The sequence below is a fragment of the Caballeronia cordobensis genome (assembly GCF_001544575.2).
Lineage (GTDB): Bacteria > Pseudomonadota > Gammaproteobacteria > Burkholderiales > Burkholderiaceae > Caballeronia > Caballeronia cordobensis.
In genome coordinates, this window is the sequence record NZ_FCNY02000027.1 from 15325 (window position 1) to 27229 (window position 11905).

Consider the following 11905-nt stretch of genomic DNA (forward strand, 5'->3'; position numbering starts at 1 on the left):
CGCGCGATGATCTCGACGCAATACATCAGCCGCATCACGCTCATGCGCGACAAGGCGCCGTCCTTCGACGCTTATCCCTTTTCGCTGCCTGCCGTGCGCGCGCTCGATATGCTGGAGCCGCATCCGAAGGTCACGTTTCTCGTCGGCGAGAACGGCTCGGGCAAGTCCACCTTTCTCGAAGCGATCGCCGTCTCGATGGGCTTCAATCCCGAAGGGGGCACGAAGAATTTTCGCTTCGGCACGCGCGTGTCGCATTCGCCGCTGCACGAGTATTTGCGCATCGCGAAGGGATTCAAGCGGCCGCGCGACGGTTTCTTTTTGCGCGCGGAAAGCTTCTTCAATGTAGCGACGGAAATCGAGCAGCTCGACGATGAACCCGGCTTCGGCCCGCCGGTTATCGCGTCATATGGCGGCAGGTCGCTGCATGAGCAGTCGCATGGCGAGTCGTTTCTCACGCTGTTGATGGAGCGTTTCGGCGGGCAAGGGCTTTATCTGCTCGACGAACCGGAAGCCGCGCTTTCGCCGCAGCGTCAGTTGGCCGCGCTCGCGCGTATTCACGATCTCGTCAATGACGATTCGCAGTTCATCATTGCCACGCATTCGCCGATTCTCATGGCTTATCCCGATGCGTGGATCTATCAGTTCGGAGAAGACGGCATCGCGCGGGTCGCGTATGAAGACACCGAGCATTTCAAGGTGACGCGCGCGTTTCTTGCGAATCCCGAGCGCATGTTGCGCACGCTTTTCGACGGCGAGCGCTGAAGCGTCCTGCCGATGCGGCCGGGCAGGACGCTGAGCCTGCCGGTCTCAGTCTTGCGCCTGAATAAGCGGGCTGTCTTGCTTGGACTTGTCGACGCTCGCGTCGTTGCTTGGCTGAGCGTCCTGCGCCATCGTCTGCAGGTTCATGCCTTGCTGCGAAGCGGGGGCGCCGTCCATCGGCGCGTAATACGGCGAGGGGCCGTAGCCGCTTGCGAGCGCATAAGAAGCGGCGGCGAGCGCCGTGACGAAGATGATGCCTTTGAGATTGCCGATCATGATAGTGCTCCTGAGGGTTTCACGTAACCACTTCATCGGCCTCACTTGCACTGCCTGCCAGCAATCGAGCTTCTGAAATGTGATCGCAGTCTACTTGCATGTTTTGCGGTTGAAATCCCTACGGATGGTTGGGTAGGGATGGATGGGTTTTTTGGTTTGGTTTCGTGGAGCTTGCTTTCGTGTCGGTCTATTAGCACTGCCCCTCCCCGGGGCGGGGGTAACTTTCTTTGCTGCTGCAAAGAAAGTCACCAAAGAAAGCAGCTTTGTCACCGCCCGCGGTCACACGCAGTTTGACCATTTTTCTCCTCCGGGAACGGCCCTCGCCTAAAGAGTGCCCCCATAGGCCCAATCGGGCTTGGATCGCGCACGGTCCGTCACCTCGCACCACACAACAAACTGGTACAGCCATTTCAAGCTCCAGCCCGCTTCGCGGCCGATGGGTGAACTGGGTATGCGAGTGCATTCGTGTTCGCTGGTTTCCCTCGCATACCCAACGGCAGCGCGCAGCGCTGTGCCGGTGCTATCTCGTGCTGCGCCAGTGCGCTTCGCGCACTGGTTTGTCAGACCGTGCGCGATCCAAGCCCGGTTGTTTCTTTGAGGGCACTCTTTAGGCGAGGGCCGTTCCCCGAGGAGAAGAGTGGCCAACGTGCGTGTGACCGCGGGCGGTGACAAAGCTGCTTTCTTTGGTGACTTTCTTTGCAGCAGCAAAGAAAGTTACCCCCGCCCCGGGGAGGGGCAGTGCTAATAAACCAACAACAAAGCAAGTTCCACGAAACCCAAAAAACCAAAAAACAAAGACCCCCTACCCCCTAACCACCTTCAAAGGAAACAAAACCCTAGAAGCCACCAACCCCAAAGCCCCCCCAAGCAAAGTCTCCCAAGCCCGCGCCGCGAGCAAAGAAACCGAATGCACCCCGCTGGCAGCCAGCGTCACCACAAGCACAAACGCAAAAGCCCCACACGCGATGTCATACCGCTCCGGCAGCGCCATCGCATAAGCAATCATCGCCAAAGCGGAGAACCCCCACACGACAAGCGGCCAATGCTCCGCCAGCGGCAAACACACGAGCCCAAGCGGCACGCCAACCAGCGTCCCATAAATCCGCCGCCTGACGCGATCCGCCGTCCCCACCGCCGAAGTCGCGACGACATACACGCATGCCGTAATCGCCCACGCCGACTCCGCGAGCCCGAACACGCGATTGAGCGCCACCACGACCAGCGCGCCGCACGCAGCCTGCAGACCCATCGCCGTAGCAGGCGATATCGCCTCGCGCCCATATGCAGGCTCCGAAGCCAGCGCGGGCAGCAGCGCCGGATGCTCCGCCGGTCCGCTCAACACACGCGGCACGATGGCCGCGAGCATGCCGACCGGCAGCGCGATCAGAATCGCCGACGCATCGCCGGGCGAAAGATCCATTCCATAGCCGAGAAGTTGCCCGATATAAAGCTGCGAGCCGATGCCCGCCCCGGTCAGCCCGAAGCGCTTGAGATAACCCGCGAAGAACGCGCCCGTGACGAGAATGAGTTCGGCGCCGCCCCGTCCCAGTTCACGAAACATCGGCCCGAACAGCGCGAACGTGAGTGCGCCGAACGCCGCGGCGATGCACAGCATGGCCAGATCGCGGCTCGATTCGTAGCGTGTCGTGCGCGCCTCGGACACGCTCGCCCACAGCGCGAATCCGCCCGCGAGCGCGCCGACGGACACGCCCATCGGCACGCGCTGCGTCACGTCATGCAGCGCGCCGAGCGCCGCCGCGAGTCCGTACGCGGTCACGAGCCGCAAACCCTTGATGCGCCGATGCGTGCCCGGATCGACTCGATCGATCCACGCGAGCGCCCCCCGTACGCGACGCGCGCCCGATCGCGCGAGCAGGGCCGCCGAATCCGTGAGGCGCGCTTTCGCGTCGCCGATGTGCTGCTCGTCATCCATGGACGTCACCGTAGGAACACGCGCCTGCCACGCATTCTAGGCGATGCCGCGCCGAGTCTTCAGCGCGCGTGCACGCCCGGCCGGCGCGCGCGGCCCGCTTTGCCGCGCCGCCTCGACGATGCAGTCGGCCAGCCGCGCCGCCGCATCCGGCTCGTCGGTGCGCAGACGCCGCGCGCGCTCGACGAGACCGATCTCGCGATGAAAGACGTCGTCGCCGAGATCGAGCGCCACCGCGCCGCGCGGCCATGCGCCGATGCCATCGGACACCGGCACGAGCGCCACGCCCAGCCCGCGCGCGACCAGTTGCGCGATGCCCGGCAGTTCATCGACTTCGATCGAATCGCGCACCGCGATGCGCCGCTTGCGCAAGAACATGTCCACTTGCCGGCCGCCGAACGAGCGCCGGTCATAGCGGATGAACGGCTCCGACTCGATCAGTTGGCGCCAGTGCGCGCCCTTCTTCGCCGCGGGCGCGAGCAGCACGAACGGCTCCGCGGCGAGCGTGCGCCAGCGCAACTCGGCCGGCAGCGAGAACGGCGGACGGATGATGACGGCCATGTCCATCTCGCCCGCATCGACGCTCGCGAGCAGATTGAGCGACACGCCCGGCACGAGCCGGATGCGCCACGCGGGCGACGCGCGCCTGAACGCGCCGATCGCATCGGGCAACAACGCCGCATGCGCGGACGCGATCGCGCCGACCGACAGCAGACCGCCGCGCCCGTCCCCGCCCTCCGGTTCGGACAGGCGCGCGTAGAGCGCGAGCAGTTCGTCGGCGAGTTCGAGCGTGCGCCGGCCCGCCTCGTTGAGCGTCGCGGAACGCCCGGTGCGGTCGAACAGCGTCATGCCGAGATGCGCTTCGAGGCGCTGCATCTGCGCGCTCACGGCCGATTGCGTGAGGCCGATCTGCGCGCCCGCGCCCGCGAACGTGCCGTGGCGCGCCACCGCGATGAAAGTCTGAAGTTCGCGCAGCATGTCGATTCATCAAAAAAATTGGGGATGACTCCCGCAATATATCGTTTTTCAACACCGATATTTGTGAATAGACTGTGGTTCATCGTCTCCCCACTCATGACAAAAGGAATCACGCCATGCCGCCGTTTCACCTCGCATTCCCCGTCCACAGCCTCGCCGCCGCGCGCGAGTTCTACGGCGAACTGCTCGGCTGCCCGGAAGGCCGCAGTTCCGACGCCTGGGTCGATTTCGATTTTTACGGGCATCAGATCGTCGCGCATCTCGCGCCGGAAGAAATCGGGCATCGTTCGACGAGCGCGGTCGATGGCGACGCGGTGCCGGTGCGCCACTTCGGCGTCGTGCTGTCGATCCCGCAATGGGAAGCACTCGCCGACAAGCTGCGCGCCGCGGGCACGCGCTTCATCATCGAGCCGCATGTGCGCTTCAAGGGCGAAGTCGGCGAGCAAGCCACGATGTTCTTTCTCGATCCTTCGGGCAATGCCGTCGAGATCAAGGCGTTCGCCAATATGTCGTCGCTGTTCGCGAAGTAACGCGTTCGCCCAAGCGTCTCCTTTCGTTCGTGCGACGCGTGCCTGACGGATCGTTTCCACTATAGAATCCGTCGGGCGCGCCGTGCGCGACATCGGGGAGACGGGAATGAGACCTTTGGAGGGACGCCGACGCTTTCTCGGCGCGGCGCTGTGCAGCACGATCGCCGCGTGCGGTGGCGGTTCGGATTCCGGCGACGCCAACGCATCGACGCCATCCGGCGGATCGTCGACCGGCCCCGTGCCGGACGCGAACATCAACGCCGCTCTTGCACAACTCGACGCGCTCGCGAACGCCCTTCTAAGCACGACCGGCGTGCCCGGCATGGCCGTCGCGGTCGTGCGCGGCACGCAGACCGTGTACGCCAAAGGCTTCGGCACGCGGCTCGTCGGTTCGGGCCAGACGGTCGATGCCGACACGGTGTTCCAGCTCGCATCGGTATCGAAGTCGGTGGGCGCGTCGGTCGTCGCGCATCAGGTCGGCGCGGGCGGCATCGCGTGGAATACGCCGGTGCGCGCGCATCTGCCGTGGTTCACGCTGTCCGATGAAGACGTGAGCGCGGCCCTCACCATCGGCGATCTCTACTCGCATCAGTCGGGCCTGCCCGATCGTGCCGGCGACACGCTCGAAGACATGGGCTACGGCCAGCGGGACGTGCTCGAGCGCCTGCGCTATCTGCCGCTGCATCCGTTCCGTCATTCGTACTTCTACACAAATTTCGGCCTGACGGCGGCGGCGGAATCCGTCGCGGCCGCGGCGGGCGTCGACTGGGCGACGTTGTCGGAAAACGTGCTCTACAAGCCGCTCGGCATGACGAGCACGAGCTCGCGCTATGCCGATTTCATTGCGCGGCCGAACCGCGCGACCGGGCACGTGAAGCGCGGCGATCAATGGGTGCAGGGCGCGGGCACGATGCCCGATGCGCAATCGCCCGCGGGCGGCGTGAGCGCGTCGGTCAACGACATGGCGAAGTGGCTCGCGATGATGCTCGGCGCGGGCGTGTTCAACGGCAACCGCATCGTCGATGCCAACGCCCTCGCCGCCGCGACGACCGCGCAGGTGCAAAGCTCGCCGCCCGGCGACGGCCGCCCCGCGGGCTTCTACGGCTACGGCTTCAACGTGGGACAGACGGAAGCCGGACGACCGTCGTACAGCCATTCGGGCGCGTTCGGCGTGGGCGCGGCGACGAACATCATGGTGGTGCCATCGACGAATCTCGCGATCGTCGCGCTCACGAACGGCTATCCGGTCGGCGTGCCGGAAGCGCTCAACCAGCAGTTCTTCGACATCGTGCAATACGGCTCCGTCCAGCACGACTGGTTCAAGCGCTACAACGACGGGCTCCTGCCGCTCACGAAGCCGTCGGGTTCGCTCGTCGGCGCGACGCCGCCCGCTTCGCCGCTGCCCGCGCGTGCGTTGTCGACCTACGTCGGCACGTACAAGAACGATTACTTCGGGCCGATTCAGGTCGTCGATAACGGCGGCGCGCTCGCCATCGTGATCGGTCCTCGTCCGCTGACGCTGCCGCTCTCGCACTGGGACGGCGATGTCTTCACGTTCGCGTTCGTCAACGAAAACGCGAACCCCGGCACGATCTCGAAGGCTTCGTTCCTGAGCGATCGCGTGACGCTCGAATATTACGACGCGGACGGCCTCGGCACCTTCGTGCGCTAAAGCAACGCGCATCAAAAGCAAACGGGACGCCGCGCGGGCGTCCCGTTTGTGCTTTCATCGCGCGCTGCTTGCTACCTGCTACTTGCTGCTTACTTGCCCGAGCCGCTCGCGCTGACGGGCGCGCCGGGGCCGCTCGGCGTCGCGGTGCCGCCCGGTTCCGTGGACGGTCCCGCGTTCATCGGGCTCTTGTGCATCTGCTTCGAATGCGCAGACTTGTTGGCGTGCGGCTTCGCGTGCGCGGGCTGCGTGGTTTGTGCGTTGTCGCCGGCCTGAAGGCCGGTGTTCGAACTCGGCGGATTGTCCTGCGCGAAAGCGGACGCACAGACGAGCGCGAAAGCGCCGGCAGCGGCGGGAAGGGCGAAACGTTTCATGTCGGAGACTCCTGTTGGCGGTTTGCAAAAATGCCTGCCGGCCGCCGCAAGCGCGGCGGTCCGGTCGCACGTTACGAGTCAGCACGCGCTATGCCACGGTCTGACGATTCGCAAACGCCGAAGTCTCCGATGAAAGTTTTCAGGTCTTGAACACGGCGACGGTGCGCTTCAACTCTTCCGCCTGCACGGCGAGCGCGGCGGCGGCGGCCGTCGCCTGCTCGACGAGCGCGGCGTTCTGCTGCGTGACCGCGTCCATCTGCGTGATTGCGACGCCGACCTGCTCGATGCCCTGCGTCTGCTGCGAAGAGGCCGTCGAGATCTCGCTCATGATGTCGGACACGCGCGTCACGGACGAGAGAATCTGCTGCATCGTGTCGCCCGATTGCTGCGCGAGGTCTTGCCCCGCCGTCACGTTCGTCACCGATTCGTCGATGAGCGTCTTCACGTCCTTCGCGGCGGCGGCGCAACGCTGCGCGAGCGCGCGCACTTCCGATGCGACCACCGCGAAACCGCGCCCGTGCTCGCCCGCACGCGCCGCTTCGACGGCCGCGTTCAACGCGAGAATGTTGGTCTGAAACGCGATGCCTTCGATCACGCCGATGATATCGACGATCTTCTCGGAGCTGCCCGCGATCTTGTCCATCGTCGCGACGACGCCGAGCACGACGCCGCTGCCGCTTTCCACCGTCGCCGAAGCGCTCGCCGCGAGCTGGGTCGCCTGGCCGGCGTTATCGGAATTGAGGCGCACGGTGGAGGTGAGTTCTTCCATGCTCGATGCCGTTTCCGCGAGCGAAGCCGCCTGCTCCTCGGTGCGCGACGACAGATCGTGATGGCCGTCGGCGATCTCGCGCGATGCGGCCGTGATGCCGTCCGCGACCAGCTTGATCTGCGCGATGGTCTGCGTGAGACGCGATTGCATGGTGTGCATCGAGTGCATGAGGCTCGACTCGTCGCCGCGCTGCACGTGCACGGCTTGCGCGAGATCGCCCGCCGCGATGCGCTGGCAGACGGTCGCCACGTCCTGCGGATCGCCGCCAATGCTCTTCAGCACGCCGCGGATGATGAGCGTCATCGCGAACGTGAGCGCCGCGCCGATCGCGCCGATGAGCAGCAGCGACTTCAGCAGGATCACGCGAAAGGCCGCGTCGATATCGTCGATGTAAGCGCCCGAATAGACATGCCAGTCCCATTCGCGCACGTAGTCGCCGTAGGTGATCTTGGGCAGCGGCTCCTGCTCGCCGGGCTTCGGATAAAGATAGGTCGTGATATGCGAGCCATCGAGACCGTGCTTGACGATCTCGGCCGTGAAGTGCTTGCCGGTGCTATCGACGAAATCGTTGATCTTGTTTTCCGTATCGGGCCGCACGGGGTTCATGATCTGGAACAGCTTCGAATCCAGAATGCCGATGTAGCCGCTCGTGCCGTAACGGATTGCGCGCACGCTGGCGATGGCGAGCCGCTTCGCCTCGGCCTCGGGCAGCGCGCCGCTTTGCGCCTGCTTCACGTAGAACCTGACGACGCTCGTCGCCGATTGAACCTGTTCGGCGAGCCCGTCCTGGCGGTTTTGCATCAGGGCGTGTTTCGTGGAGATCGCGTTGAGTGCGCAAAGAAGAATCAGGCTGAGCCATACGAAGCCCACGATGCTCATGAGCTTGGTTTTGAAAGAGAGTTTTTTCACGATCTGATGGAAGAGCCGAGGGAGAGCGCCCGGGCGGCGCACGCTGTGCGGCTTTCGAATCGTGGCTCTTTTACGTTTGCGCGCCGGAGGGCGGCACGGCCTCGATTTCGAAAGCTGCGTGCAGATTAACGGCCGTGCGCGGGGGTTCTTTAGGGAGGGATGGGCGGCGCTTCAGGCAACAAAAAACGCCCCGCGCGACCGAAGTCGCACGGGGCGCTCAACTACTGCCACACACGTCGAATCAATGACCGGAGTAAATGCCCGGAGTTAATGCCCCAAAGGCTCCGTCGACTTCAGATCGCTCGCCATGGCCGTCTGCGGATGCGCGGCCTGCTTGATCAGCAACGCGACCGCCGAAACGATGCCCGCCACCGCGATCGTCGCGAAGATGCCGCCGAAGGTGAAGTGCAGACGCGTCAGTTCGGCGACGAGGAACGACCCCGCGATGCCGCCGAATCGCCCGATGCCCAGCATCCAGGCGACGCCCGTGCCACGCCCTTGCGTCGGATAGAACGCCGCGGCGAGCGCGGGCATCGACGATTGCGCGGTGTTCATCAGCACGCCCGCCAGGAACACGACCAGCACCAGCATGCCGACATTGCCCGCCGCCTGACCGATCAGATACACGCTCACGGCCGTGAGCGCATAGCACGCCGCGATGATGCGGTTCGCGTTGAACTTGTCCATCAGCACGCCGCACAGCACCGCGCCGACGCCGCCAAGCGGGAACAGCGCGGAAATCAGCGTCGCCTTTTGCGGCGGCAGGCCGGATTCCTTGAGCAGGATCGGCATCCAGTTGATCGACGCGTAGAAGATCACGAGGCCCATGAAATACGTGATCCACAGCATGACCGAGCCGACGATGTACTGGCGCGACAGCACCACGCTCATGCCGCTCTGACCCGCCGCCGCCGGCGCGGCTTCGGTCATGAAGAACGAGCCGGCCTGCATCGCGTCCGACGAAATGCGCGCGAGCGTCGCGCGAATCTTCTCGACGGGCTTCGCTTTCGCCACCATGTAGCGCACCGATTCCGGCAATGTGGCGATGAGCAGCACCGAAAGCGCCAGCGGCGCGACGCCGCCCAGCACCAGCACGCTGCGCCAGCCGAAATGCGGAATCATCCACGCCGCTAGAAAGCCGCCGAAGGCAGCGCCCAGCGGAAAGCCGCAGAACATCAGATTGATGAGCGTCGCGCGGCGGTTGTCGGGGCAGAACTCGCTCATCAGCGTGACGGCGTTCGGCATCGCGGCGCCCAGGCCGATGCCCGTGATGAAGCGCAGCGCCGTCAGTTGCGTGATGTCGGCCGAAAACGACGACGCGAGACACGCGACGCCGAAGATCAGCACCGACGAAAGCAGCATCGCGCGGCGGCCGAGCCGGTCGGACAGCGGCCCGGAGAGCAACGCGCCCGCGGCGAGGCCGAAGAGCGCCGCGCTCAGCACGGGCGCGAGCGCCGGACGGCTGATGCCCCATTCGGTCACGAGCGACGGAGCGATGAAACCGATGGCGGCGGTATCGAAACCGTCCAGCAGGACGATCACGAAGCACATTCCGAAGATCAGCCATTGAAACGGCGAAAACGGATGCTCGTTGATGAACGTCTGTACGTTCACGGCAGGACTTCTACTCACTTCATTCCCTTTTCGATGATGGACGCGCAACCGGCAAAAGCGCGCCCCGGACCAAAATGTTCGCTGGACGAACAGCGATTCACATAGCGAACTCGCGCTGAGGGTACTGAAGAAGCTTGCGCCTCGTCAACGCGGGCTTACCCGCGTATGACGAAAGCGCCGGGAATGAAGCCTGTCTGTCAGGCGACGCGGCGTCCGGCGCGCCAGGTTTCGCGCGGCACCTGCACGTTGTCCACCGCCGCGACGCGCACGAAATCCGCGCGCAGGCCCGTCGCGATCGCGCCGCGGTCCGCGAGTCCCGCCGCGTGCGCCGGCGCCCACGAAACCGTGGCGACGGCGCGCGGCAGCGACCAGCCCGCCTTGCCGACGAGATCGAACACCGCGATCAGCAGGCTCGACGGCACGTAGTCCGACGAGAGAATATCGAGCAGCCCTTCCTTCGCCAGTTCCAGCGCCGACACATTGCCCGAATGCGAGCCGCCGCGCACGACATTGGGCGCGCCCATGATCGTCGCGATGCCGTGTGCGCGCGCGGCGCGGGCCGCTTCGAGCGTCGTCGGGAATTCGGCCAGCGCGATGCCGTCGCGCGCCGCTTCCTCGACGTGCTCGACGAGCGTGTCGTCGTGACTCGCGAGCGAGATGTTCAAACCCTTGCAACGCCCGACGATATCCGCGCGATGCTTCGCCGCATAGCGCTGCTGATGTTCGGCAAGCTCGGCGAGAATCTTGTCCGCGTGCTCGTCACTCCACTTGCCGTGACGCTCCTGATACTTGCGCCATTTCTCGTGATCCTGCCATTGGCGCTGACCCGGCGTGTGATCCATCACCGATGCGAGCTTGAAGAGCGGATGCGCGGACAACGAATCGAACACTTCGACGACATCCGTCGTGCCGACTTCGCAACGCAGATGCAGGAAGTGATCCGCGCGCAGCAGATCGCGCTCGACGAACTTGCCGATCGATTGCGCGCATTGCACCTGCAACTCGCGTCCACGCACGCCGTCTTCGGGACGCGAACCGACGCCCAGCGCATCGAACACGGTCGTGATGCCCGCCGCCGCCACCTGCGCGTCATGCACGATGATGGCCGCCTCGTGATTCCACAGCACGCCCGGACGCGGCGCGAGATGCTTTTCGATGTTGTCCGTATGCAGTTCGACGAAGCCCGGCAGCAGATAATCGCCGCCCCAGTCTTGCGCCTCGCGCGCGGCGGTATTGCCCGGCGCGATCTCCGCGATGCGTCCGTCCTCGATACGCACGGTGCCCACGAAGTCTTCATCGCGCGTCACGATGCGCGCATTCTTGATCAGCATGTTTGCAATATCCCGGATTCGGTTTGAACGGACGCGGCGTTCGCGCTCGCGAGCCGCACGATGCGCGTCGCGACGCGCTCGCGCGTGTCCTCGTCATGAAAGATGCCGACGATCGCCGCGCCCTGCTCGCGCGCCTCGACGATCAGATCGGCGACCACGTCGCGGTTCCCGGCATCGAGCGACGCGGTAGGTTCGTCGAGCAACAGAAGCGGATGCGCCGCGATCAGCCCGCGCGCGATGTTCACGCGCTGCTGTTCGCCGCCGGAGAACGTGGCGGGTGCGAGCGTCCACAAACGGCGCGGCACGTTGAGGCGTTCGAGCAGCGCGCTCGCGCGGTCGCGCGCTTCGTCTTCGTCGAGGCCGCGCGACACGAGCGGCTCCGCGACGAGATCGAGCGACGACACACGCGGAATCGCACGCAGAAACTGGCTCACGTAGCCCATCGTGGTGTTGCGCAGGCGGATGATCTCGTGCGGCAGGGCATCGGTCAGCACGACGTGGCGCGAAGGCGCGCTGTCGTCGCGAATCGCGATCTTGCCGCGCGTCGCGAGATAGTTGCCGTACATGCAGCGCAGAAACGTGCTCTTGCCCGCGCCCGAAGCGCCCGCGAGCACGACGCATTCGCCGCGCGCCACATCGAGCGATACGCCCGACAGCGCCGTGATGCGCGCCCCGCCCTGCTGATGCAGCGTGAACGTCTTTTCGATATCGCGCGCGCTCAGCATCAGCGCATCGTTCGCGACGAATTCATTACTCAATGTCATGT

At 65.0% G+C, this 11905-nt stretch carries 11 protein-coding genes; 3 read left to right on the plus strand and 8 right to left on the minus strand.

Translation table 11 applies throughout. The annotated features are described in order from the left end of the window. Positions 1 to 6: 6 nt before the first annotated feature. Positions 7 to 762, plus strand: coding sequence for an AAA family ATPase (locus tag AWB70_RS33455; RefSeq protein WP_045452879.1), 756 nt, complete (start codon positions 7 to 9; stop codon positions 760 to 762). Positions 763 to 807: 45 nt separating this feature from the next. On the opposite strand, the gene AWB70_RS33460 is transcribed toward AWB70_RS33455, so the two are convergent. From AWB70_RS33460 to AWB70_RS33475, 3 genes are all read right to left on the minus strand, one after another. Continuing rightward, a complete protein-coding gene (locus AWB70_RS33460) occupies positions 808 to 1035 on the minus strand; it encodes a hypothetical protein (protein WP_041732039.1) in 228 nt (75 codons plus the stop codon). 802 nt (positions 1036 to 1837) lie between these two features. Beyond that, positions 1838 to 2968 carry an FUSC family protein gene (locus AWB70_RS33470; protein ID WP_053569816.1) on the minus strand — a complete coding sequence of 377 codons (1131 nt, stop codon included), beginning with the start codon at positions 2966 to 2968 and terminating at the stop codon, positions 1838 to 1840. 36 nt (positions 2969 to 3004) lie between these two features. Then, positions 3005 to 3943, minus strand: a complete 939-nt coding sequence (locus AWB70_RS33475; RefSeq protein WP_053569815.1) for a LysR family transcriptional regulator — start codon at positions 3941 to 3943, stop codon at positions 3005 to 3007. Between the two features lie 116 nt (positions 3944 to 4059). Between AWB70_RS33475 and AWB70_RS33480 the strand changes: the two genes are divergently transcribed. Both AWB70_RS33480 and AWB70_RS33485 read left to right on the plus strand, forming a co-directional pair. Continuing rightward, positions 4060 to 4473: a VOC family protein gene (locus AWB70_RS33480; RefSeq protein ID WP_041732036.1), complete on the plus strand. Its 414-nt coding sequence runs from the start codon at positions 4060 to 4062 to the stop codon at positions 4471 to 4473. A gap of 106 nt (positions 4474 to 4579) precedes the next feature. Further along, entirely contained in the window at positions 4580 to 6145 is a 1566-nt protein-coding gene (locus AWB70_RS33485) for a serine hydrolase (RefSeq protein WP_053569814.1), read from the plus strand. Positions 6146 to 6234: 89 nt separating this feature from the next. Here AWB70_RS33485 and AWB70_RS33490 read toward each other — a convergent pair whose 3' ends face one another. The 5 genes from AWB70_RS33490 to phnL all read right to left on the minus strand — a co-directional run bounded on the left by AWB70_RS33490 (position 6235) and on the right by phnL (position 11903). Then, the gene (locus AWB70_RS33490) at positions 6235 to 6516 is read right to left on the minus strand and encodes a hypothetical protein (protein ID WP_053569813.1); all 282 of its coding nucleotides are present in this window, start codon (positions 6514 to 6516) and stop codon (positions 6235 to 6237) included. Between the two features lie 139 nt (positions 6517 to 6655). Next, the gene (locus AWB70_RS33495) at positions 6656 to 8164 is read right to left on the minus strand and encodes a methyl-accepting chemotaxis protein (protein ID WP_232355485.1); all 1509 of its coding nucleotides are present in this window, start codon (positions 8162 to 8164) and stop codon (positions 6656 to 6658) included. Between the two features lie 297 nt (positions 8165 to 8461). Next, complete coding sequence (locus tag AWB70_RS33500) at positions 8462 to 9826, minus strand: MFS transporter (RefSeq protein WP_014251733.1); 1365 nt, start codon at positions 9824 to 9826, stop codon at positions 8462 to 8464. Between the two features lie 179 nt (positions 9827 to 10005). After that, on the minus strand, positions 10006 to 11139 hold the full coding sequence (locus tag AWB70_RS33505; RefSeq protein WP_014251732.1) for an alpha-D-ribose 1-methylphosphonate 5-triphosphate diphosphatase: 1134 nt from the start codon (positions 11137 to 11139) through the stop codon (positions 10006 to 10008). Then, positions 11133 to 11903, minus strand: coding sequence for a phosphonate C-P lyase system protein PhnL (phnL, locus tag AWB70_RS33510; protein WP_053569812.1), 771 nt, complete (start codon positions 11901 to 11903; stop codon positions 11133 to 11135). Before phnL ends, AWB70_RS33505 begins: the two co-directional genes overlap by 7 nt. Positions 11904 to 11905: the final 2 nt, after the last annotated feature.